Origin of the sequence: Streptomyces sp. P6-2-1 (assembly GCF_050613165.1) — a bacterium.
GTDB lineage: Bacteria > Actinomycetota > Actinomycetes > Streptomycetales > Streptomycetaceae > Streptomyces.
The window spans coordinates 4539028-4563103 of the sequence record NZ_CP192513.1; the positions used below are offsets into that span (position 1 = coordinate 4539028).

Sequence of the window (24076 nt, forward strand, 5' to 3'; positions counted from 1 at the left end):
CTGTACGTACAGACACGCATCCTCGCACTTGCCAGAGACAACCCGCCCGTCCTTCGCTGTCGATTGATCTTGATTGATCTGCTCCGGTCGGAAAAGTTCCATGTCGGACGGGCCCGATCGGCTGGAACCGTTCGTTCCCCGGGGCCGGAGGACGGGTGCCGGGCGGGGGTATGTGCCCGGGTACTCGTCGAACAGCCGGACGGTCCACGGGGGCCGCGCACCCCCGCCCGGCCCGTTTCGCGCACTACAGTGGGCGGAACTGTCCGAAGCGGTGGCCCTGCGGCCGCCGCCCCGAACACGCCCCGCCCGGAGCCCCGGAGGCCCGGGGAAGCGGGCGAGCCGGATGATCAGGGAGCGCATGACGTGCGGCCGGTAGGCAGCAAGTACCTCCTGGAGGAGCCGCTGGGACGCGGCGCCACAGGCACCGTGTGGCGTGCGCGCCAGACCGTCCCCGCGGGGGCCGAGGCGGCCGTGCAGGGGCAGTCGGGGGAGACCGTCGCCATCAAGGTCCTCAAGGAGGAGCTGGCGAACGACCCGGACATCGTGATGCGCTTCCTGCGCGAGCGCTCGGTGCTGCTCCGGCTCACCCACCCCAATATCGTGCGCGTGCGCGACCTCGTCGTCGAAGGCGATCTGCTCGCGCTCGTCATGGACCTCGTCGAGGGTCCCGACCTGCACCGCTACCTCCGCGAGAACGGGCCCTTCAGCCCCGTCGCCGCGAGCCTGCTCACCGCGCAGATCGCCGACGCGCTCGTCGCGAGCCACGCGGACGGCGTCGTGCACCGCGACCTCAAGCCCGCGAACGTCCTCCTCAAGGAGGACCCCGACGGGGGACTCCACCCGCTCCTCACGGACTTCGGCATCGCGCGCCTCGCCGACTCCCCGGGCCTCACCCGCACGCAGGAGTTCGTCGGCACGCCCGCGTACGTCGCGCCCGAGGCCGCCGAGGGCCGCCCGCAGACCTCGGCCGTCGACATCTACGGCGCGGGCATCCTCCTCTACGAGCTGCTCACCGGACGCCCGCCCTTCCAGGGCGCCTCCGCGCTCGAAGTCCTCCACCGCCACCTGAGCGAGGAGCCGCGCCGCCCTTCCAGCGTCCCCGAGCCGCTGTGGACGGTCATCGAGCGCTGCCTCGGCAAGAACCCGGACCGCCGCCCGAGCGCCGAGAACCTGGCCCGCGCCCTCCGCGTCGTCGCCGAGGGAATCGGCGTGCACGCGAACTCCGCGCAGATCGCCGCGGCCGAGGGCGTCGGCGCCCTTCTCGCGCCCGACCCGGACCCCGCCCCCGTGCCCGGGCCCCCCTCCGCGGCCGCCGCGACGGAGGTCCTGTCGCGCGACGGCGTCCCGCAGGGCGCGTACGACCCGGCGGCACCGACGTCCGTGCTCCCGACGACGGGCCCCGGCGGTCCCGGCGGCGGTACGGGCCAGGGCGCCGGTACGGGCCAGGGCGGGCGCCCTGGTGACGCCGACCCGACGGCCGTCATGCCCCCCGTACCGCCCGGCAGCGACCCGGAGGCGCCGCACCCCTGGGAGAACCAGCTCCGCGCCGCGCGCGACCGCAACGAGCAGACGCAGATCCAGTACCTCGACCCGCACGAGGACCCCCTGCGCCGCCGCCCGCACCGGCAGCAGCAGCCCCCGCAGCAGCCTCCGCAGCAGCAGGGCTCCGGCCCGTACGGGTACCCGCCGCAACCGGGCCCCTACGATCCGCCGCAGCGCCCCCCGTACCAGCAGGGCGGCTACCAGCAAGGGGGCTACCAGCAGGGCGGCTACCAGCAGCCCCCGCAGCCCCAGCCGCAGCCCCAGCAGTACGCACCCCCGCCCGCCCCGCGCAGGCAGGCCCCGCCGCCCGCCGAGGCCCCGCCGCGCCGCGAGCCCAGGCCCCCGCGTGAGCCGCGCCGCCGCAGCGCCAACCCGATGCGCATCCCCGGCCTCGGCTGCCTCAAGGGCTGCCTGTTCACCGTGGTGATCCTCTTCGTGGTCGGCTGGATCGTGTGGGAGGTCAGCCCGCTCCAGAGCTGGATCGGCACGGGCAGGGGCTACTGGCAGCAGATCGGCAGCTGGATCAAGGACGTCTCGGGCTGGTTCTCGAAACTGAACGGTTAGTGCCGGACGGTTGGCGCCGGACGGTTGGCGCCCGGACGATTGGCGCCGGACGGTTGGCGCCGAGCGGCCTGCGGGGGCCCTCGTGCCGGGCGGGCGCCGCGCGGTCGGCGGGCGCGGCGGGCGCCGCACCGGGGGCGACACCGGGGGCGAGTGCGGCGACAAGTCGACAATCGGTGGACGTCTTCGCGTGCCGAACCGTCGCAAAACCGGACCGATCGCCGCCCCGATGTGGCGTGAACGCCGATCCTGGGCACGGAGGACCCCAGGACGCGCGTAACTTTGCGAACCGTCGCATCGCCACGACTTTGCAAACGTCGCAACGCCACGCCCCGGGCCGTGCCGGGGCCCGACCTGTCGGAGCAGTTTTGGCACGCAAGATCGGCAGCCGGTACACCGCACACCAGCTCCTCGGGCGGGGCAGCGCGGGGAGTGTGTGGCTCGGCGACGGGCCCGAGGGGCCCGTCGCGATCAAACTGCTCCGCGAGGACCTCGCGGCCGACCAGGAACTCGTCGGCCGCTTCGTCCAGGAGCGCACCGCTCTGCTCGGCCTCGAACACCCCCACATCGTCACCGTCCGCGACCTCGTCGTGGACGGCAACGATCTCGCGCTCGTCATGGACGCCGTGCCCGGCACCGACCTGCGCACCCGCCTCGACTCGGCCCACCGCCTCGCCCCCGCCGCCGCGGCCGCGATCGTCGCCGACATCGCCGACGCGCTCGCCTTCGCGCACAAGGCCGGGGTCGTCCACCGCGACGTCAAGCCCGAGAACATCCTGCTCGACATGTCGGGCACGCCCGGGCGTGCGGGCGAACACCCCGCGCTGCTCACCGACTTCGGCGTCGCCAAGCTCATCGACAGCCCCCGTTCCACGCCCACGGGCCGCAGTACGAAGATCATCGGGACGCCCGACTACTGCGCCCCCGAGATCGTCGAGGGCCTGCCCCCGCGCGCCGCCGTCGACATCTACGCACTCGCCACGGTCCTCTACGAACTCCTCGCGGGCTTCACTCCGTTCGGCGGCGGGCACCCCGGCGCGATCCTGCGGCGGCACGTGACGGAGACGGTGGCGCCGCTGCCCGGCATCCCCGAGGAGCTGTGGCAGCTCCTCCTCCAGTGCCTCGCCAAGGCCCCGGCCTCGCGCCTGCGCGCCTCCGAACTCGCCGAACGGCTGCGGGAGATGGCGCCGCTGCTCGACGGGCTTCCGGCCCTGGAGGTCGACGAGCCGCAGGCGGAGCCGCCCGAGGAGGGCGAGGCCGTGAGCGAGGAGACGCCGAGCGGGGCGCCGCGCGGGGCCGTGTCGCTGGTGCCGACGGCGCCCGGCAAGGACTCGGGGCGCGATACGCACACGAGCATGCGGGTGCCCGGGGTCGACGAGCTGTCCGGCGGCGCCCACGGGACGGCGCGCGTCCCACGCGCCCCGGGCGCGCCCAGGCCGGGCTCCGCCAGGGCCAGGGAGGCCGCGCTGCGCAGGCGGCGGGTGCGGGCGGGGGTGGGGGCGGGGGTCGCCGTGGTGATCCTGGCCGTCGCCGGATGGCTCGTCGCGGGCGGGGACGACAGCGACTCGGGGGCTGAGCAGACCGGGACGGCGGCCGTCACCTCGGGGTGAGCGGCTGCTGCGCGCGGGTGCGGGGGCTCAGCCGCCGGCGCGGCCGGCCGCGTGTGCCCGCCGTACCGCGGGTGCCACCTCCTCGCCCAGTCTCCTGATCGCCCCCTCGTCGTCCCCTCCCACGACGAAGCCGCTGATCCCGTGCTCCACGGCCAGCTCCGTGAGGAAATCCACCGTGGCCCGCTCCGGCTTCATGATGTTGAGGAAGCGGCGGATCTCGCGGGGGTCGCGGCCCGCCTCGCGCGCCGCGTCGTCGATGCGGGCGTTCATCGCCGGGAGCGAGGCCGCGCCCTCCTTCAGGTAGTCGTACGAGGGGAGCCAGCCGGTCGCGAGGCGGCCCGTGAGCGCGAGCATGCGGGGGCCGTAGGCGCCGACCCAGACGCCGATGTCGTGGGCGGGGCGCGGGCCGCGCTTCGCGCCGTGCGCGGAGTAGTACGTACCGTCGCGGTGCACGCCGCCGCGCTCCTCCGTGTTCCACAGCTCACGGATCAGGCCGATCGCCTCCGCCAGCGCGTCCACGGACGCCCCGGGCGCCAGGCCGCGGCCGCCCATCGCGACGACGGCCTCGCGGAAGCCGCCCGCGCCGATGCCCAGCTCGAAGCGGCCGCCGCTGAGCAGGTCGAGCGTCGCCGCGGTACGGGCCAGTACGGCGGGCGGGCGCAGCGGGAGGTTGGTGACGTTCGCGGCGAGGCGCACCCGCGTCGTGCGGGCGGCGACGAAGGCGAGGAGGGACTGCGCGTCCAGCAGCGCCGGCTGGTAGGGGTGGTCCTGGAAGGTCACGAGGTCGAGGCCCGCGCGCTCGGAGGCCACCGCGAGGTCCACGACCTCGGCGGGCCGGGCCGATGAGGGGGTGACGAAGGAGCCGAAGAGGAGGTCGTGCCCGTAATCGGTCATGTGCGTCACCCTGCCACGCGTACCCCCGCGGGGGACGGGCTTCGCCCGAGCGCCCCTCGCCCGGTTACCCTGATGGACGTGGCAGTCGTCGATGTATCCGAAGAGCTCAAGTCCCTCTCCTCCACGATGGAGTCGATCGAGGCCGTCCTCGACCTGGACAAAATGCGGGGGGAGATCGCTTCCCTGGAGGAGCAGGCGGCGGCTCCGTCGTTGTGGGACGACCCCGAAGCGGCGCAGAAGATCACCAGCAAGCTGAGCCACCTCCAGGCCGAGGTCCGCAAGGCCGAGGGCCTGCGCGGGCGCATCGACGACCTGGGCGTGCTCTTCGAGCTGGCCGCCGACGAGGGCGACGCGGACACGCAGGAGGAGGCGGAGCAGGAGCTGGCCGCCGTGCGCAAGGCGCTCGACGAGATGGAGGTACGCACCCTCCTCTCCGGCGAGTACGACTCCCGCGAGGCCGTCGTCACGATCCGCGCCGAGGCCGGTGGCGTGGACGCCTCCGACTTCGCCGAGCGCCTCCAGCGCATGTACCTGCGCTGGGCCGAGCGCCTCGGCTACAAGACGGAGCTGTACGAGACGTCCTACGCCGAAGAGGCGGGCATCAAGTCCACGACCTTCGCCGTGCACGTCCCGTACGCCTACGGCACCCTCTCCGTCGAGCAGGGCACCCACCGCCTCGTCCGCATCTCCCCCTTCGACAACCAGGGCCGCCGCCAGACCTCCTTCGCGGGGGTCGAGGTGCTGCCCGTGGTCGAGCAGACCGACCACATCGAGATCGACGAGTCGGAGCTGCGCGTCGACGTGTACCGCTCCTCGGGCCCCGGCGGCCAGGGCGTCAACACGACCGACTCGGCCGTGCGCCTGACCCACCTGCCCACCGGCATCGTCGTCTCCTGCCAGAACGAGCGCTCGCAGATCCAGAACAAGGCGACCGCGATGAACGTCCTCCAGGCGAAGCTGCTCGAACGCCGCCGCCAGGAGGAGCAGGAGAAGATGAACGCGCTCAAGGGCGACGGCGGGAACTCCTGGGGCAACCAGATGCGCTCCTACGTCCTGCACCCCTACCAGATGGTCAAGGACCTCCGCACCGAGTACGAGGTCGGCAACCCCGAGGCCGTCTTCAACGGCGAGATCGACGGCTTCCTGGAGGCCGGCATCCGCTGGCGCAAGCAGCAGGAGCAGCAGAGCGCCTGAGCCCCGCGCGCCCTCGGCGATCTTTGTGCGGCAACTCCCCCTTTTGCCCGGGGGAGTTGCCGCATCTTTTTCTTACGGGAGTCTTCACAGGACCAAAGCGGTACGAAGGCGGGTGAGGCACCCTTAAGGCGCTTGACGTGTCTGCGGCGGGCCGCGAAGGTGGCGGGTGGCATGCGCATTTCTGGGGCGTGTGCGCACGGGGGGCACGATCCAGGAGGCCCCCTGTCCGCGCCGCCCGGTGCGCCGTCCCACGTACGTACGTATCGCTACTGGGGGTAGCTAGCTCATGACGAACAGAATGCGGGTCCGCGTGGCGCGGGTCGCCGCGGGTGCCGCGATAGCGGCCGGGGCGTCCCTGTCGGCCGCGGGCGCCGCGCACGCCGTCGCCTTCAACGGCGACAACGGCCCGGCGGTCGAGGAGACCGACCCGTCGGACCCGGGCACGGACCCGACCGATCCGGGCACCGACCCGACCGACCCCGGCACCGAGATCCCGTCCGGCGAGCCGACGGACCCGGGCACGGACCCGACCGACCCGGGTACCGACCCGACGGACCCGGGCACGGACCCGACGGACCCCGGCACGGACCCGACCGACCCGGGCACGGACCCGACCGACCCGGGTACCGACCCGACGGACCCGGGTACCGACCCGACCGACCCCGGCACGGAGCCTTCCGACCCGGGCACCGACCCGAGCGACCCGAGCACCGGGCCCTCGGACCCCGGTACCCAGCCCAGCGACCCGGGCACCCAGCCCTCCGGTGAGGCGTCCTCGCCCGCCGTCGGGGGCGGCAACGGGCCGAGCGGGGCCGGGCCCGACAGCCTCGGGCAGCAGCCCGTGGAGCAGGGGGCGCCGAAGGACGAGCTGGCCGAGACCGGTGCGGCCGACACGACCTTCCTGGTCCTCGGTGCCGCGACGATGATCGCGGGCGGCATCGGCTTCCGCTTCCTGCCCCGCCTCGCGGGCCGCGGCGGCGAGACCGCCTGACAACGCCAGTGGGGGCCGGGTGCGCACGCACCCGGCCCCCACTGTTTCTTCACGGAATCTCCCCGGCTCTCAGGCGAAACGCTCGGCGAGCACCACCACCGCCGCCACGCACGCCACCAGGAGGGCGAGCAGGGTCGGGGGGCTGAGCTGCGAGAACGGGGACTGCCCCCGCGTCTCCTTGAGCCGCTCACGGCTCGCGCGGCAGACGGGACAGCGGCCCTCGCTCACGGGCGCGGCGCAGTTCGCGCACACCAGTCGGTCGTAGGTCATGCGCTTCATCCTTCCGCCCTGGCCGTACCTCTCCACTGTGCCAGGTCCCCGGCGCCGTGGCGCGGGCGCGGGCGCTCGCGGAAGGCCGCCGGCCCCGGCAGGCCCGTACCCGTGCGCCCCGCGTCCCCGTGCCCGCGCCCGCTTTGCCCGCGATCGTGCCCGGAACGGAGGATCGTCCGCGCACGACGCCGGGACGGTGTCTGCGCGGCGCCCCCGGGGTCGCGTATGGTCACGCTCACCTGCCCCCGGCGATCCGTGGTGTTTTCGTGATCCGATTCGACAACGTCTCCAAGACCTACCCCAAACAGAGCCGCCCCGCACTCAGGGATGTCTCCCTCGAAGTCGAGCGCGGCGAGTTCGTCTTCCTCGTGGGGTCCTCGGGCTCGGGGAAGTCGACCTTCCTGCGGCTGATCCTGCGCGAGGAGCGCGCGAGCCACGGGCAGGTCCACGTCCTCGGCAAGGATCTCTCGCGCCTGTCGAACTGGAAGGTGCCGCAGATGCGCCGCCAGCTCGGCAACGTCTTCCAGGACTTCCGCCTCCTGCCCAACAAGACGGTCGCGCAGAACGTCGCCTTCGCGCAGGAGGTCATCGGCAAGTCGAAGGGCGACATCCGCAAGTCGGTGCCGCAGGTGCTCGACCTCGTCGGGCTCGGCGGCAAGGAGGACCGGATGCCGGGCGAGCTGTCCGGTGGTGAGCAGCAGCGCGTCGCCATCGCCCGCGCCTTCGTGAACCGGCCCAAGCTCCTCATCGCCGACGAGCCCACAGGGAACCTGGACCCCCAGACCTCGGTCGGCATCATGAAGCTGCTCGACCGGATCAACAGGACCGGGACCACCGTCGTCATGGCCACGCACGACCAGCAGATCGTCGACCAGATGCGCAAGCGCGTCATCGAACTGGAGAAGGGCCGCCTCGTCCGCGACCAGTCCCGCGGCGTCTACGGCTACCAGCACTGACACCCGGCGTCCGCGGGCCGGCCGTCCCGCGGGCGCCTTGAGTTCTGAAAGGACGCCATGCGCGCCCAGTTCGTCCTGTCGGAGATCGGGGTCGGTCTCCGGCGCAATCTCACGATGACCTTCGCGGTGGTCGTCTCGGTCGCCCTCTCCCTCGCCCTCTTCGGCGCCTCGCTCCTCATGAGCGACCAGGTCGACTCGATGAAGGGCTACTGGTACGACAAGGTCAACGTGACCGTCTACCTGTGCGGCAAGAACGACGTCGGCGAGAGCCCGTCGTGCGCGAAGGGGGCCGTGACCCCCGAGCAGCGCCAGCAGATCGAGACCGACCTCAAGAAGATGCCCGCCGTCCAGACGGTCACGCACGAGACGGCCGACCAGGCGTACAAGCTGTACCAGAAGGAATTCAGCCGCTCGCCGATCGCCTCGCAGCTGACCCCGGACCTCATGCCGGAGTCCTTCCGCGTCAAGCTCAAGGACCCGAAGGACTATGACGTCATCGCGACCGCCTTCAAGGGGCGCGCGGGCGTGCAGTCGGTCCAGGACCAGAAGAGCATCCTCGACAACCTCTTCGGACTGCTCGACGGCATGAACTGGGCGGCACGCGCGCTCATGGCCCTCATGCTCGTCGTCGCGCTCATGCTGATCGTGAACACCGTCCGCGTCTCGGCGTTCAGCCGCCGCCGCGAGACCGGGATCATGCGGCTCGTGGGCGCCTCGGGCTTCTACATCCAGGCGCCCTTCATCATGGAGGCCGCCGTCGCCGGGCTCATCGGCGGGATCGTGGCCTGCGGGATGCTCGTGGGCGGCCGGTTCTTCATCATCGACGGCGGCCTCGACCTCTCGTCCAAGCTCAACCTGATCGAGTTCATCGGCTGGGGCCCGGTCATCGAGAAACTGCCGCTCGTCCTCGCGACGAGCATCGTGATGCCCGCGCTCGCGGCGTTCTTCGCGCTGCGCAAGTACCTGAAGGTCTGAGCGGGCCACCGGGCTCAGGGGTGTTCGGGCGCCGTACGGTCGACGACCGTGCGGCGCCCTTCGTACGGGCGGGGCGGGCGCGCGGGGCCCCGCGCACGGCGTTTCGGGTACGTCGCCCGGAGCGGCCCGTACGCCACTAGACTCCCCGCCATGCCCGAGAGCCCCCGCGTGCCGAGACCCCGCGCCGGGCAGGGCTTCCCGCTCGCCGCGCCCCTGCTTCTCGCCGCCGTGCTCGCGGCGGGACTGCGCGGGGGCTGGCTCCCGTCGTACGAGGCCGGGCGGACCGGGGACGCCACCGTCGCGGGCGAGGGGGTCTCCGGCGCCCGGCTCGACGGCGCGGTGCGCTCCGCGCTCGCCGAGGGCCGCTCGGGGACCGAGGCCGCGCGGGCGCTCGTGAGCCGCTCGGGACACCGCTGGGACGCGGTCTACGGGCCGTCGGCGTTCACCGCGTGGAGCGAAGGGCTCACGGGGGCGTACGCGGGCGTCGGGCTGGCGCTCGCCCATGACGCGGGCGGCGTGCTGCGCGTCTCGCGCGTGCGCCCCGGCGCGCCGGCGGCGCGGGCCGGGGTGCGGGCGGGGGAGCGGCTGCTCGCGGTGGGCGGTACGGACGTCGCGGGGCTGCCCGTGACACGGACGGTGGGACTGCTGCGCGGCGCGCCCGGTACGCGGGTCGCCGTGCGGCTCCTGCGCGAGGACGGGACGGAACGGCGGCTCGTGCTCACACGGGTGCGGCTCGGCGGCGGCCCCGTCGTCTCCGTCGAGCGGTACGGGGACGGGGGCGCGCGGGTACGGGTGCGGGCGTTCACGCGGGGCGCGGGGGAGCGCGTGCGCGCGGCGGTGGCCGCGCTGCCGCCCCGTACCGCCGTCGTGCTCGACCTGCGCGGGAATCCGGGCGGGCTGCTCGACGAGGCCGCGCGGGCGGCGGGCGCCTTCCTCGACGGCGGCGAGATCGCGACGTACGAGGACGGCGGGACACGGCGTGTGCTCGCCGCGCCACGGGGCGGAGCGGGCGCGGGGCCGCTCGTGGTGCTCGTCGACGGCGGCACCGCGAGTGCGGCCGAGGTGCTCACCGGGGCGCTCCAGGACCGGGGGCGGGCGGTCGTGGTCGGGGAGCCGACCTTCGGCAAGGGCACGGTGCAGGTGCCGCGCGCGCTGCCCGACGGGAGCGTGGCCGAGCTGACCGTGGGCCGGTGGCGGACACCGGCGGGGCGGGCCGTGGAGGGCACGGGGCTCGCACCCGACGTGAGCACGGCGCGGGGCGCCGCCGAGGCACGCGCCCGCGAGGTATTGACTGGCCTGGGCACCCCCTCGTAGTGCGAAAATGGAGGGATCATGGCAAAGGAAAAAGGACGCAAGCTGATCGCGCAGAACAAGAAGGCGCGACACGATTACACGATCATCGACACCTACGAGGCCGGGATGGTGCTCACCGGTACGGAGGTGAAGTCGCTGCGGCAGGGGCGGGCCTCGCTCGTGGACGGCTTCGTGCAGATCGACGGCGGTGAGGCGTGGCTGCACAACGTGCACATCCCCGAGTACTCGCAGGGCACGTGGACGAACCACTCCGCGCGGCGGCGGCGCAAGCTGCTGCTGCACGCCGAGGAGATCGCGAAGCTCGACTCGAAGTCGCAGGAGACGGGGCACACGATCATTCCGCTCGCGCTCTACTTCAAGGACGGGCGTGCGAAGTGCGAGATCGCGCTCGCGAAGGGCAAGCGCGAGTACGACAAGCGGCAGACGCTGCGCGAGAAGCAGGACACGCGCGAGGCGCACCGCGCGATGTCGGCGGCCCGGCGCAAGCAGCGCGCGGCCTGAGCGGGGCGCGGCGGCGCCCGGCCCGCGCGGCGGCGTTGCCCCCGGCCCGGCAGGGTGCGCGCGGGCGGGAATGCGCTGGCACGTGGCGGCGTTGTTCCCGTACGATGGCGCAAGCACCGTGCGCGGTGCCTGCGGCCGGAGCCTCACGGCGACGGCCTTGACAACACCACAAGGGGATGATCGGTTTCGACAGCGGCTGTCGAAACAGGGGAAGCGAGCCGAGGAAGCGGCAATGATCTCGTAAACCATATGTCGCAAAAAATAATCGCCAATACCAAGCGCGATTCCTCCGCCTTCGCCCTTGCTGCCTGATTAGCAGCTAGCGAAGACTCCGCGGAGTGTCAGCCCGGGGCTGTTCCCGACCCGGTTCCTGGCATCAGCTAGGGAACTAAACCTCTCACTCCGGTCACGGGAGTAAGAGGGAAATCAAACAGTGACTGAGCCCGTCGGAGACTTGTCCGCGTGATCTCCGGGGCCGAGAAAATCGCAGCGGACTGCGCTCGGAGAAGCCCTCTTTCCGCACCGTTGGACGCGGGTTCGATTCCCGCCATCTCCACTCCCTTTGTGGCCCCCGGCCCGTGACGTTCGCGTCACGGGCCGGGGGCTTTTTCGCGTTCGGGGCGGAGTGCCTGGTGAGGGGCGCGCGATACGGGGGCACGGGACGGTGGTGTGCCCCCTTCCGTGCGACCCCTGCCTCTTTCTGTGCGCCCTATAAATACGATGAGCTTATTAATTAACCCCTTTGGGTGGCGCAGGTATCCCGGGATGCCGTTCCTCCTGTTCAATGGCTCACGGCCGGATTCCCGTGCGCCCTTGTGTCGCGGAGATTCGCCCGAAAGTGGGGGTTGGGCGGCGCGGGAACGGAAAACATTCCCTCAATCCGTCGCGGAATCCATTTCCGAATTCATTTGATTTTCGCCACGGCTGCGCGCTGCCCTCGACGGGCGGGGCGCGGCCGATCGCAGGGGGGTGCGCGATGCGCAGAAGGGAATCCGTCGTGGCCGGGCACGGCAGGGCGCTGTTGCGCGCCTTCGCCTATCCCGTGCTGCTCCTCGCGACCGTGCTCGTCGCCGGTCTCGCCGTGGCCCGGGACTGGGACCCGGAGCGGGTCAGCCCGTTCTTCCTCGTCGGCGTCGCGCTCTACCTGACGGCGCTGGAACGGCTCGTCCCGTACGAGCCGGACTGGCAGCCGACCGCCGCCGAGTGGCGCTGGTACGGCGTCTGGTTCGTGCTCACGATGCTCGCGAGCGCCTTCGCCCAGTTCCTCGTCACGGGCCTCATGACGCGCGTCGCGACGGGCCACCCCGTACTGCCGCTCTGGGCGGAACTGCCGCTCACGCTGCTCGCCGGCTCGCTCGTCGGCTACGTCACCCACCGCCTCGGCCACACCAACAAGCACCTGTGGAAGCTCCACGGCGTGCACCATGTCCCGACGAAGGTCAACGTGGCGAACAACGGCGTCAACCACGTGCTCGACATCGTCTTCTCGCAGGGCTGCGTGCAACTCCTGCTCGCCGCCGTCGGGTTCTCCGCCCACTCCGTGCTGGCCTCCGGGCTCTTCGTCACCGCCCAGGGCTACTTCATCCATGCCAACATCGACGTCCGCATCGGCACGTTCAACCACGTCCTGGCCAGCCCCGAGCAACACCGGCTCCACCACAGCGTGCTGCTCGCCGAGGCCGGCCACTACGGCTCCGACCTCTCCGTGTGGGACCACCTCTTCGGCAGCTTCACCTGGCACCCGGGCCGCACGCCCGCCGCCGTGGGGCTCCACGACCCCACGTCCTTCCCGCGGACCGGCGATGTCATCGGCAGCCTCCTGCACCCCGTACGGCGCTCCCCACGCCCCCGGGACGAGGTGCCCGTCGCCCCCACGGACGGCCCGCAAGGCGCCTGAGCGCGCGACCCGCGCCCGGCCCCGGCCCGTCCCCGTTCCGACGACCCGAACCCACCCCGCCCTTCCCCCGTACCACCAGCAGACTTTGCCGCGCCCCGGACCGCTCCCGAGGACGCGCGAAACCGAGGAGTGTGCCCACATGGCCGCCGCCCACAGCGAGTCCCCGGCCACGGGAGCCCCGCGCGCTGATGCCCCGCAGCCCGCGCACAGCCACGACGACGCCGCCCAGGACCCGCGGGCCCTGCTCCCGCCCCGCCGCGAACCTGCCGCAGAGGGCGAGAAGATCGCGATCATCGGGATCGGCTGCCGGCTGCCCGGCGGCGCGAGCGATCACCGCGCCTACTGGCAGAACCTGATCACCGGCAAGGACTGCGTGACCCCCACGCCCGCCGACCGCTACGACACGACGACGCTCGGCAGCCGCCACCGCGACAAGCCGGGTCGGCTCACCGGGGGACGCGGCGGCTACATCGACGGCTTCGACCGCTTCGAGCCCGCCTTCTTCGGGATCAGCGGGCGCGAGGCCGACCACATGGACCCCCAGCAGCGCAAGCTCCTGGAGGTCGCCTGGGAGGCCCTGGAGGACGGCGGGCAGCGCCCGCAGACCCTCGTCGGCTCCAACACGGCCGTCTACGTGGGCGCCTTCACGCTCGACTACAAGATCCTCCAGTTCGCCGACCTCGGCTTCGAGACGCTCGCCGCGCACACCGCGACGGGCACGATGATGACGATGGTCTCGAACCGCATCTCGCACGTCTTCGACTTCCGCGGCCCGAGCCTCACCGTCGACACGGCGTGCAGCTCCTCGCTCGTCACCGTGCACCTCGCCCGCCAGGCGCTCCTGCGCGGCGAGACCGACCTGGCCCTCGCCGGGGGCGTCCTGCTGCACATGACACCGCAGTACACGATCGCCGAGACGAAGGGCGGTTTTCTCTCGCGGAGCGGGAGTTCGCGCGCCTTCGACGCGAGCGCGGAGGGGTATGTACGGGCCGAGGGCGTCGGGCTCGTCGCGCTCAAACGGCTCTCGGACGCGCTGCGCGACGGCGACCCGATCCACGCCGTGCTCACCGGCAGCGGCGTCAACCAGGACGGCCGCACCCCCGGCATCACCGTGCCGAGCGGCGAGGCGCAGACCCGCCTCGTACGGGAGGTGTGCGCGGACGCGGGGATCGCGCCCGGACAGCTCCAGTACGTCGAGGCGCACGGCACGTCGACGCCGGTCGGCGACCCGATCGAGGCGAACGCGCTCGCGCGGGTCCTCGCCGAGGGCCGCGAGCCGGGCGCCGCCTGCTACGTCGGCTCCGTCAAGACGAACATCGGGCACACCGAGTCCGCCGCCGGGATCGCCGGGCTCATCAAGACCGCGCTCGCCGTCGAGCACAAGATCATCCCGCCCCACCTGCACCTCGACACGCTCAACCCCGCGATCGACGCCGACAGCCTCCCGTACGAGATCCCCGCCGTCGCCACGCCGTGGCCCGCGCACGAGGGACCGGCCCGCGCGGGCGTGAACTCCTTCGGCTTCGGCGGGACGAACGCGCACCTCGTCATCGAGGAGGCGCCCGCACGGGACCACGCCGAGCCCGTCGCCGCCGAGCGCCCCTGGACCGTGCTGCCGCTCAGCACCCGGCACCCCGAGGCGCTGGCGCGCAAGGCCGCTCAGGTACGGGCCGAACTGGACGAGGACGTGGCGCTCGCCGACCTCGGGCACACGCTCGCGCACCGCAGGCAGCACCTGGAGACGCGGCTCGCCGTCGTCCACTCCGGCAGGGACTCACTGCGCGAGGCCCTGGACGCCCGCGCGGCGGGGACCCCGCACCCGCGCGTCGTCGAGAACAGGCGCCTGGAGCCCGAGGACCGGCGGCTCGTGTGGGTCTACACCGGGATGGGCCCGCAGTGGTGGGGCATGGGGCAGGGGCTCCTCGCGAGCGAACCCGTCTTCCGTGCCGCGGTCGAGGAGTGCGACAGGGAGATCCGCGAGATCGCCGGGTGGTCGCTCCTGGAGGAGATGGGCAAGGACGCCGAGTCCTCGCGCATGGCCGAGACCTGGCTCGCCCAGCCCGCCAACTTCGCCGTCCAGTACGGGCTCTCGCGCCTCTGGCACGCGTACGGCGTGAAGCCCGACGCGATCGTCGGGCACAGCACAGGCGAGATCGCCGCCTTCCACGAGGCCGGGGTCTACACGCTGCGCGAGGCCTGCGCGATCGCCGTCCACCGCAGCCGCCTCCAGCACAAGCTCGCGGGGACCGGCGGGATGCTCGCCGTGGGCCTCCCCGAGGAGGAGGCCGAGCGCAGACTCCGGGACTACCGCGGGCGGGTCGCCGTCGCCGCCGTGAACAGCCCCGGCGCGGTGACCCTCGCGGGCGACACGGACGCCCTCGCCGAACTCGCCGCGCGCCTCACCGACGAGCAGGTCTTCGCCAAGGCGCTGACCGTCGAAGTCCCTTACCACTCGCACAAGATGGACGCGATCAAGGAGGAACTGCTCCAGTCGCTCGCCTTCCTGGACCCGCGGGAACCGCAGGTCCCCGTGGAGCTGACGGGCATGGAGTCGAGCGCCGACGGCGTGCGGCTCGACGCCGCGTACTGGTGGCGCAATGTACGCGAGCGGGTCCACTTCCGCTCCGCCGTCGACCGGCTCGCCCGCGAAGGGCACCGGCTCTTCCTGGAGATCGGCCCGCACCCCGCCCTCGCCCACTCCCTCCGCGAGTGCGCCCAGGCCGCCGGGCACGAGGCCGTCACCGTGCCCTCGGTGCGCCGCGCCGAGGACGAGCCCGAGCGCTTCGCCGTCTCGCTCGCGACCCTGCACACGCTCGGCCTCGACATCGACTGGGACACCCTCCAGCCCACCGGGACGACCATCCCGCTGCCCGCCTACCCGTGGCGCGAGGAGCGGCACTGGGTCGAGCCCGCGAACGTGGCGCGCGTGCGCCTCGGGCACCTCGACCACCCGCTGCTCGGGCGCCGGAGCACGCACGCGGCGCCCACGTGGGAGTCCGCGCTCGACACCGAGCGGCTCCCCTACCTCGCCGACCACCAGATCCAGGGCACCGCGGTCTTCCCCGCGGCCGGGTACGTGGAGATGGCCGCGCAGGCCGTACGGGCCCTCACGGGCGCCTCGCGCGTGCGGCTCGCGGGGATCGAGCTGCGCAAGGCGCTCTTCCTCGCCGAGGACGCCACGAGCACCGTGCAGCTCGGCATCGACCCGGAGACGGCCGCCTTCACGATCGCGACCCCCGGGGACGCGGACACCGAGCCCGTCGTGCACGCGGCGGGAGTACTGCGCTCGGGTCAGCCCTCCTCGCTCGGACCGGTCGTCGACGTGGCCGGAATCCAGGCACGCGCGGCCCGCCACATCGACGCGGAGGCGTGCTACGCGGGCCTCGCGGCGCTCGGCTACCACTACGGACCGGCCTTCCAGGCCATCGAGGAGGTGTGGACGGGCGAGGGCGAAGTGCTCGCGAAGGTGCGGCCGCCCGCCGGTCTCCTCGGCCGGGACGCGGCCGGCCACCACCTGCACCCCGTCCTGCTCGACGCCTGCTTCCAGGCGCTGCTCACCCGGCAGATCCCGGACGCGGCGGACGGGGCCGCCGGGGCGGCCTCCGGGGTGCGGCTCCCGCTCTCGCTCGGCGAGGTCGACCTCACCGCGAGCGGGGACAGGGCGCTGTGGGTGCACGGCACCGTGACGCGGGACGACGGGCAGGAACTCCTCGCCGACCTCGCGCTCTACGACGGCGAGGACGGCACCCCGCTCGGACGCGTGACGGGCTTCCGCGCCGCCGACATCGACCAGGTCTCGACGACCGTCTCGCGCGCCACCGTGGACTCGTGGCTCGCCGTGCCGGAGTGGGTGACCGTGCCGGGGCCCGACGAGGTGCGGGAAGCCGGTGCGGAGGGCCCGCGCGACTGGCTCGTGCTCGCCGACGCGACCGGGATCGCCGACGCCTTCGCCGCGCTCGTACGGGCGCGGGGCGACCGCTGCCGCCTCGTCCGGCCGGGGGCCGCCTACGCGCGGAACGCGGCAGGGGACGTGACGCTCGCCCCCGAGGACCCCGTCCACCTGGACCGGCTCTTCGCCGAACTCGACGGCGAGGGCGCCCCGTTCCGCGGCGAGATCGTGCACCTGTGGAACCTCGGGCTGCCCCCGCTGGCCGGTGCCTCGCGCACCGACGTCGGCGCCGCCACCGCGCGCGGCGCCTGGACGCTCGTCGCCCTCGCCCGGGTGCTGCGCGCCCGCCGCGACACGTGCCGCCTGCACGTCGTGACGCGCGCGGCCCAGCCCGTCGCCGCCGGGGACACCGTGGAACCGCTCGGGGCGCCCGCCTGGGGCGTCACGCGCGTCCTGCGCCACCAGGAACTCGCGGGACACCGGGGCAAGCTCGTCGACCTCGACCCCGTACCTGCCGCCGTCCCCGACGAGGCGGCGAGGCTCCTCGCCGAGTTCCTCGCCGACGACGAGGAGGAGATCGGGCTCCGCGGCGACACGCGCGCCACGCTGCGGCTCCGGCCCGCCGCGCAGCGGCTCACCGGGCCGCTCCCGCCGCGCCTGCGCCCGGACGGCACGTACCTCGTGACCGGGGCCTTCGGCGCGCTCGGCCGGCTCCTGTGCCGCACCCTCGTGCGGCGCGGCGCGCGGCGGCTCGTACTGCTGGGCCGTACGCCCCTGCCGCCGCGCGCCCAGTGGCGTACGACCGAGCCTGCGAGCCGGGCGGGACAGGCGATCGCGCTGGTCAGGGAGATCGAAGCGCTCGGCGCGAGCGTCGTGCTCGCGCCCGTCGACCTCACCGACGAGGCCGCCTTCACGGGCTGGCTCGCCACGTACCGCGCGGGCGACCCGCCCCCGCTGCGCGGCGTCTTCCACCTCGCCGGGCAGGTCCGCGACACGCTCCTCGCCGACATCGACCGGGAAGCCTTCGAGACGGTCCACGCCCCGAAGACCGCCGGGGCCCACCTGCTCGACACGCACCTGCGGGACGAACCCCTGGAGCACTTCGTGCTCTTCGCGTCCGTCGCCTCGCTCCTCACGACGGCGGGACAGACCAACTACGCGGCGGGCAACGCCTTCCTGGACGCCCTCGCGCACCGCCGCCGCGCCGCGGGACTCCCCGCCCTCGCGCTCGACTGGGGCCCCTGGGCCACCGGGATGATCGAGGAACTCGGCCTCGAAGCCCACTACCTGCACAGCCGGGGCATGAGTTCGCTGAGCCCAGACGCGGGCATGAGCGTCCTCGAACGCGTCCTCGGCCAGGACGTCGCCCAGCTCGTCGTCGCGACCGTCGTCGACTGGCGCACCTTCCTCGCCTGGTACGACACCCCGCCCGCGCTCGTCCAGGACCTCGCCGCCTCCGCGGGGGACCAGTCCGCCGCCGACGAGGGCGATCTTCTCGCGGCCTTCCGCGCCGCCGGTCCCGAGGAACGGCGCGCCCTCGTCACGGAACGCTTCACGCGCCTCGTCGCCGGAGTGCTCCGCGTCGCGCCCGAGCAGATCGATCCGGCGGGCGGCCTCGGCGCCCTCGGTCTCGACTCGCTCCTCGCGATGGAACTGCGGGCCCGCTCGCAGGCCGAGCTGGGGGTCGCGCCGCCCGTCGTCGCGCTGCTCAGCAACACACCGGTCGCCGAGCTGGCCACGCGCCTGCACGAGGAGCTGACCGAACGCCTCGCGCGCGACGAGCACACCGGCGGCTCCGTCGCCGTCGAACTCTGGGACGACGACGGGGACTTCCCGCTCACGCAGAACCAGAAGGCCCTCTGGTTCCTCAAGCAGCTCAACCCGGAGGGCCACGCCTACAACATCGGCGGCGCCGTCGAGGTACGGGCCGAGCTGGACCCCGAGCTGATGTTCGCCGCCGTACGCCGCCTCGTCGCGCGCCACCCCGCGCTGCGCACCGGCTTCCACCTGCGCGAGGGCCGCGCCGTGCAGCGCATCGGCGACGGGCGCGAACCCGACCTCGGCTGGTTCGACGTCGAGGGCCAGGAGTGGGAGGAGATCAAGGAGCGGATCATCCACGAATACCGCGCGCGGTACGACCTGGAGCACGACGCGCTCTTCCGCTTCCGCCTCTTCCGGCGCGGCCCCGACCGCTGGGTCATCATGAAGGCCGTCCACCACATCGTCTCGGACGCGGTGTCGACGTTCACCTTCATCGAAGAACTCCTGGAGGTCTACGAGGCCCTGAAGGAGGGCCGCGAACCGGCGCTCGCGCCGGTGCCCGCGCGGTACGTCGACTTCCTCAACCAGCAGAACAAGTTCCTCGCCTCGCCCGAGGCCGCGCGGATGCGCGACTACTGGCGCGACCACCTGCCCGCCGAGGTCCCGCTCCTGGACCTGCCCACCGACCGCCCCCGCCCGGCCGTGCAGACGCACAACGGGGCCTCCGAGTTCTTCGTGCTCGACGAGGCGCTGAGCGCCCGCGTCCACACGCTCGCGCAGCGGCACGGCGTCACGCCGTTCATGGTGCTCCTCGCCACGTACTACGTGCTCCTGCACCGCTGGTCCGGGCAGGACGACCTCATCGTGGGCAGCCCCGTGACGGGCCGCACGCGGCAGGAGTTCTCCTCCGTGTACGGGTACTTCGTCAACCCGCTGCCCCTGCACGCGGACCTCTCCGGCGACCCGGGCGTCGACGCGCTGCTCGCCCAGGTGCGCGACACGGTGCTCGGCGGGCTCGACCACCAGGAGTACCCCTTCGTGCTCCTCGTCGACGAACTCGGCCTCCAGCACGACTCCAGCCGCTCCGCCGTCTTTCAGGCGATGTTCATCCTGCTCACGCACAAGGTCGCGACCGAGCAGTACGGGTACCGCCTGGAGTACATCGAACTGCCGGAGGAGGAAGGGCAGTTCGACCTCACGCTGAGCGTGTACGAGGAGGAGTCCGAGGGCCGCTTCCACTGCGTCCTGAAGTACAACACCGACCTCTTCGACGCCACGACCGTGCGCCGCATGGCCGCGCACTTCACGCGGCTCCTCGACAGCCTCACGCACGCGGGACCCGAGGAGCCGGTCTCGGCGCTCGACATGCTCGCCGCGCACGAGCGCGAGGAGCTGGTGCGGGAGACGAGCGGCGCCGGGCGCACGGCGCTCGCGCCGGGCGCGGTCCCCGTGCACCGGCTCTTCGAGCGGGCGTCGCGGGAGAACCCCTCGGCCGTCGCGGTACGGGAACCGGGCGGCGCCTCGCTCTCCTACGGCGAACTCGACACGTGGACGGCGGACCTGGCGCTCAGGCTCCGTGCCCTCGGGGTCGGCGGCGGGTCCGTCGTCGGGGTCGCGCTGCCCAAGTCCCCCGAGCTGGTGGCCCACTTGCTCGCGGTGCTGCGGGCGGGGGGCGCCTACCTGCCGCTCGACCCCGCGCTCCCCGCGGAGCGCCTGGCGAAGGTGCTCGCGGGCGCCGGAGCCTCGCTGGTGATCACACCGGCGGACGCGCAGGGCCTGGACGGCCTGCCCTGCCGACAGCTCACCGTGGCCGGACTCGCCTCGCAGGAAGCCCGCGCGGCACACGAGCCCGCCGACGACCTCGAAGCCCCCGCCTACGTCATCCACACCTCCGGGTCGACGGGTGAGCCGAAGGCCGTCCGCGTCGCCCACCGCAACCTCGCCGCCGCCTACGCCTCCTGGCACGCCGAATACCGGCTCGGCGACGAGGTGCGCGTCCACCTCCAGAGCGCACAGCCGTCGTTCGACGTCTTCACGGGCGACCTCGTGCGCGCCCTGTGCTCGGGAGGGACGCTCGTCCTCGCCGGGCGCGACCTGCTGCTCGACACCGCGCGGCTCCACGAGGTGCTGCGCGAAGAACGCGTGGACTGCGCCGAGTTCGTGCCGGCGCTCGTGCGCGGGCTCATGGACCACTGCGCCCGCGAGGGCGTCGGGCTCGGCTTCCTGCGGCTGATCGTCGTCGGCTCCGACACGTGGAAGGTCGCCGAGTACGAGCGGCTGCGCGAGCTGGCGGGCCCGGGCACGCGCGTCCTGAACTCCTACGGGGTCACCGAGGCCACGATCGACAGCGCCTGCTTCGAGGGCCCGGCCGACGGCCTCGACCCCGGGCTCGCCGTCCCCATCGGCCGTCCCCTCCCGCACGCCGCGCTCCACGTGCTCGACCCGCACGGCAACCCGCTGCCCGCGGGGATCACGGGCGAGCTGTGGATCGGCGGCGAGGGCGTCGCGCTCGGGTACGCGGGACGGCCCGAGCTGACCGCCGAACGGTTCACGGAGCGCGAGCTGCTGCCTGGCGCGGGAGCCGAGCGGCTCTACCGCACGGGGGACCTGGCGCGCTGGGACACCGCGGGGCGGGTCCACCTCCTCGGGCGCGCCGACAGCCAGGTCAAGCTGCGCGGGCACCGCATCGAGACGGGCGAGATCGAGGCGCACGTCGCCGCACAGGCGGGGATCGCCCGCGCGGTCGTCGCCGTCCGGCCGGGCGCGGGCGGTGAGGACGCGCTGTGCGCCTGGTACGTGCCCGAGCCGGGCGCCGAGGTGAGCCGTGCCGGGCTGCGCCGCGCGCTCGCCGACGCGCTGCCCTCGTACCTCGTACCGGCGCACCTCACCGAGGTCGGCGCGCTGCCGCTCACCGCGCACGGCAAGGTCGACGCCCGCGCGCTGCCCGCGCCGCGCGCGGAGGACGCGCAGGCCGCCTACGAGCCGCCCGTGACCCTCTACGAGGTGAGCATGGCGAAGCACTGGGAGACGCTGCTCGGGCTCGAAAGGGCCGGTCTCGCCGACGACTTCTTCGCCTCGGGCGGCAGCTCCATCAAGCTCATCGAGCTGCTGCACCACCTGCGCACCGAGTTCGGCGTGGGCGTGCCCGTCAGCCGCCTCTACCAGGTCACGACGCTGCACGGGATGGCGGCGGCCGTCGAGGAGCGCGTCACGGGGACGACGGCGGACGAGGTCCCGCACCTCACCTTCAACCCCGAGGCGGAGCGCCCGCTGTTCTGCTTCCCGCCCGCCGGGGGCCACGGGCTCGTGTACCGGGGGCTCGCGACCTCGCTGCCCGCGCACCGGCTCGTCGCCTTCAACTACCTCCCCGGCGACGACAAGGTGAGCAGGTACGCGGACCTCGTCGATGCCACCGTGCCGGAAGGCCCCGTCCCGCTGCTCGGCTACTCGCTCGGCGGCAACCTCGCCTTCGAGGTCGCCCGCGAACTGGAGGCGCGGGGGCGGGAGATCGCCCACGTCGTCGTGCTCGACTCGCGGCGCACGCTGGAGGCGTACGAGCCGGGCCCGGAGGTCCTGAAGGCATTCGAGGCCGAACTCGGGCACCACCTCCACCAGCACACGGGCTCGGAGATCGTCACGGCGGCGGTCATGGAGCACGCGGCCGAGTACCTGCGGTTCTGCGGGCGCACCCCGAACACGGGGACGCTCGCGGCACCCGTGAGCGTGCTCACGGACGAGGACAAGGCGGACCTGTACGAGGAAGGGGTGCCCGGCTCCTGGCACGGCTCCTCCGCGGCGGGCCACCGCGTGCTGTGCGGCTTCGGGACGCACGCCGAGATGCTCGACGCCGAGCACCTGCCGCGCAACGCGGAACTGGTGCGGCGGCTGCTCGAAGGGGAGGCGGCGTGAGCACGGCGCGAGCGGGCGCGGCGGAACCGGCCGTGCGGGAGGGGGCGGCCGGGGTTCCGGCCGCCCGGGACCGTACCGCAGGGGAGAGCCCCGGCACCACGGGGCGGGCGCCCGCCACCGACTGGGAGTCCCGCGAGCGCACCCCGGGGACCCCGCCCCGCGTCCTCCTGATCGGGGCCGGGCTCGCGGGGCTCGCCGCGGGCGCGTACGGGCGGATGAGCGGGCTGCGGACCCTCGTCCTGGAGAAGCACGTCCTGCCGGGCGGCTGCTGCACCGCGTGGTCGCGCGAGGGGTACGTCTTCGACTACTGCATCGAGTGGCTCATCGGCACCGCCGAGGGCAACGAGGCGCACCAGGTGTGGCGCGAACTCGGGGCGCTCGACGGCAAGTCGGTGACGAACTTCGAGCTGTTCAACAAGGTCGTCGGCACGGACGGCCGTGAGGTCGTCTTCTGGAACGACCCCGACCGGCTCGAAGCGCACCTCCTGGAGCTGTCGCCCGCCGACGCCCCGCTCATCCGCGCCTACTGCCGTGACCTGCGCCGCTTCCTCAGGATCGAGCTGTACCCCTTCCTCACGGCGCCCGCCCTGAAGACCTGGGGCGAGCGGCTGCGCACCCTGCGCACCGTCCTGCCCGTCTTCCGGCTCTTCTGGCGCAACGCCGCGACGCCGATGCACGCCTTCGCCGACAAGTTCCAGGACCCCCTGTTGCGGACCGCCTTCCGCAACATCTTCTTCCAGGACCCCGAGGGCTTCCCCGTCCTGCCGTACCTCTTCAACATGGCGAGCGCCTACCACGGCAACGCGGGCTTCCCGCAAGGCGGTTCGCTCGGACTCGCGCGCTCGGTCGAGGAGCGGTACACGGGGCTCGGCGGGGAGATCCGCTACCGCGCGCGCGTGGAACGCGTCCTCGTCGATGACGACCGCGCGATCGGCGTCGAACTGCGCGGCGGGAAACGCCTCTACGCGGAGCACGTCATCTCCGCCGCCGACGGCGACACCACGATCAAGCGCCTGCTCGACGGCCGGTACACGGGCCCGAGGATCGACAAGCTGTACGGGGAACTGCTCGACGAAGAAGGGTCGTTGTTCCCCGCCGTCGTCTCGGCCTTCGTCGGCATCGAGGGCGGCCTCCCCGAGGGGGACGCGCACAGCACGACGTACCTGCTCGACGAGGAGGAGGCGGCGCGGCTCCCCGGCGGGCTCCAGTCCAGCATCGTCGTGCAGCTCCGCTCCCGCTACGCGGACGGCTTCGCGCCCGAGGGCAAGTCCGTCGTGCACTGCACGTACTTCAGCGACTACGGGTACTGGGCGGACCTCCGCGCGCGCGACCGCCGCGCCTACCGCGCGCGCAAGGGCGAAGTCGCTTCGTTCGTGCGGGAGTTCCTGGAGCGCAAGTGGCCCGATGTGGCCGGGCGCATCGAGCTGGTCGATGTCGCCTCGCCCGCGACGACGCGCCGCTACACCGGCAACCACAAGGGCTCGATCCTCGCCTGGAAGGCCTTCTCGGAGGCCGACGACATCTCCGCGAAGCTCGTCGGCAAGGACCGTATGCGCCTGCCGGGACTCGCGGGCTTCTCGATGGCGGGCCAGTGGATCGGCATGGGCGGGCTCATCCGCGCCGCGTCGACCGGGCGCTTCGCCATCCAGTACCTGTGCGCCGAACTCGGGCTCCCTTTCCGGGCGTACGAGAGCGAGAACGCCGAACCCTGGCACCCGGGGAAGCTCGGCAGCCTTCCCCAACTGGACCGCTGGAACGAACGCGAGGAGCGGGGCCGATGACGACCGCGTACGAAGAAGGGCGGGCCCGATG

At 73.2% G+C, this 24076-nt stretch carries 13 protein-coding genes and 1 other RNA gene; 12 read left to right on the plus strand and 2 right to left on the minus strand.

Translation table 11 applies throughout. The features are described from left to right. The first annotated feature begins 363 nt into the window (after positions 1-363). A complete protein-coding gene (locus ACQYWQ_RS19510) occupies positions 364-2106 on the plus strand; it encodes a serine/threonine-protein kinase (protein ID WP_431036208.1) in 1743 nt (580 codons plus the stop codon). 365 nt (positions 2107-2471) lie between these two features. After that, entirely contained in the window at positions 2472-3713 is a 1242-nt protein-coding gene (locus tag ACQYWQ_RS19515) for a serine/threonine-protein kinase (protein WP_431036209.1), read from the plus strand. A 27-nt stretch (positions 3714-3740) separates the two neighbouring features. On the opposite strand, the gene ACQYWQ_RS19520 is transcribed toward ACQYWQ_RS19515, so the two are convergent. Further along, a complete protein-coding gene (locus tag ACQYWQ_RS19520; RefSeq protein ID WP_431036210.1) occupies positions 3741-4607 on the minus strand; it encodes an LLM class flavin-dependent oxidoreductase in 867 nt (288 codons plus the stop codon). A 78-nt stretch (positions 4608-4685) separates the two neighbouring features. Between ACQYWQ_RS19520 and prfB the strand changes: the two genes are divergently transcribed. Then, positions 4686-5801 (plus strand): peptide chain release factor 2, encoded by a 1116-nt coding sequence (prfB, locus tag ACQYWQ_RS19525; RefSeq protein ID WP_431036211.1) that lies wholly within the window; start codon positions 4686-4688, stop codon positions 5799-5801. Positions 5802-6087: 286 nt separating this feature from the next. Then, the gene (locus tag ACQYWQ_RS19530) at positions 6088-6792 is read left to right on the plus strand and encodes a hypothetical protein (RefSeq protein WP_431036212.1); all 705 of its coding nucleotides are present in this window, start codon (positions 6088-6090) and stop codon (positions 6790-6792) included. A gap of 69 nt (positions 6793-6861) precedes the next feature. Here ACQYWQ_RS19530 and ACQYWQ_RS19535 read toward each other — a convergent pair whose 3' ends face one another. Further along, positions 6862-7062 (minus strand): hypothetical protein, encoded by a 201-nt coding sequence (locus ACQYWQ_RS19535; protein ID WP_431036214.1) that lies wholly within the window; start codon positions 7060-7062, stop codon positions 6862-6864. Between the two features lie 266 nt (positions 7063-7328). On the opposite strand from ACQYWQ_RS19535, the gene ftsE reads away from it, so the two are divergent. From ftsE to ACQYWQ_RS19575, 8 genes are all read left to right on the plus strand, one after another. Next, positions 7329-8018, plus strand: coding sequence for a cell division ATP-binding protein FtsE (gene ftsE, locus ACQYWQ_RS19540; protein WP_007822907.1), 690 nt, complete (start codon positions 7329-7331; stop codon positions 8016-8018). 57 nt (positions 8019-8075) lie between these two features. Further along, positions 8076-8993 carry a permease-like cell division protein FtsX gene (gene ftsX / locus ACQYWQ_RS19545; RefSeq protein ID WP_007822906.1) on the plus strand — a complete coding sequence of 306 codons (918 nt, stop codon included), beginning with the start codon at positions 8076-8078 and terminating at the stop codon, positions 8991-8993. A 150-nt stretch (positions 8994-9143) separates the two neighbouring features. Next, positions 9144-10307: a S41 family peptidase gene (locus ACQYWQ_RS19550; RefSeq protein WP_431036215.1), complete on the plus strand. Its 1164-nt coding sequence runs from the start codon at positions 9144-9146 to the stop codon at positions 10305-10307. Positions 10308-10325: 18 nt separating this feature from the next. Next, positions 10326-10808, plus strand: coding sequence for an SsrA-binding protein SmpB (smpB, locus tag ACQYWQ_RS19555; protein WP_431036216.1), 483 nt, complete (start codon positions 10326-10328; stop codon positions 10806-10808). A gap of 172 nt (positions 10809-10980) precedes the next feature. After that, positions 10981-11367, plus strand: a transfer-messenger RNA (tmRNA) gene (gene ssrA / locus ACQYWQ_RS19560). A 417-nt stretch (positions 11368-11784) separates the two neighbouring features. Next, on the plus strand, positions 11785-12705 hold the full coding sequence (locus ACQYWQ_RS19565; RefSeq protein ID WP_431036217.1) for a sterol desaturase family protein: 921 nt from the start codon (positions 11785-11787) through the stop codon (positions 12703-12705). 139 nt (positions 12706-12844) lie between these two features. Next, a complete protein-coding gene (locus ACQYWQ_RS19570; RefSeq protein ID WP_431036218.1) occupies positions 12845-22264 on the plus strand; it encodes an amino acid adenylation domain-containing protein in 9420 nt (3139 codons plus the stop codon). After that, positions 22261-24045, plus strand: coding sequence for a phytoene desaturase family protein (locus tag ACQYWQ_RS19575; protein WP_431036219.1), 1785 nt, complete (start codon positions 22261-22263; stop codon positions 24043-24045). The genes ACQYWQ_RS19570 and ACQYWQ_RS19575 overlap by 4 nt, the downstream gene beginning before the upstream one ends. Positions 24046-24076: the final 31 nt, after the last annotated feature.

Excerpts from the sequence above, each read along its gene's own strand:
- ACQYWQ_RS19520 (WP_431036210.1), bottom strand. The coding sequence starts at position 4,607 with ATGACCGATTACGGGCACGACCTCCTCTTCGGCTCCTTCGTCACCCCC.
- ACQYWQ_RS19530 (WP_431036212.1), top strand. The coding sequence starts at position 6,088 with ATGACGAACAGAATGCGGGTCCGCGTGGCGCGGGTCGCCGCGGGTGCC.
- ACQYWQ_RS19535 (WP_431036214.1), bottom strand. The coding sequence starts at position 7,062 with ATGACCTACGACCGACTGGTGTGCGCGAACTGCGCCGCGCCCGTGAGC.
- ftsX (WP_007822906.1), top strand. The coding sequence starts at position 8,076 with ATGCGCGCCCAGTTCGTCCTGTCGGAGATCGGGGTCGGTCTCCGGCGC.
- ACQYWQ_RS19550 (WP_431036215.1), top strand. The coding sequence starts at position 9,144 with ATGCCCGAGAGCCCCCGCGTGCCGAGACCCCGCGCCGGGCAGGGCTTC.
- smpB (WP_431036216.1), top strand. The coding sequence starts at position 10,326 with ATGGCAAAGGAAAAAGGACGCAAGCTGATCGCGCAGAACAAGAAGGCG.
- ACQYWQ_RS19565 (WP_431036217.1), top strand. The coding sequence starts at position 11,785 with ATGCGCAGAAGGGAATCCGTCGTGGCCGGGCACGGCAGGGCGCTGTTG.
- ACQYWQ_RS19570 (WP_431036218.1), top strand. The coding sequence starts at position 12,845 with ATGGCCGCCGCCCACAGCGAGTCCCCGGCCACGGGAGCCCCGCGCGCT.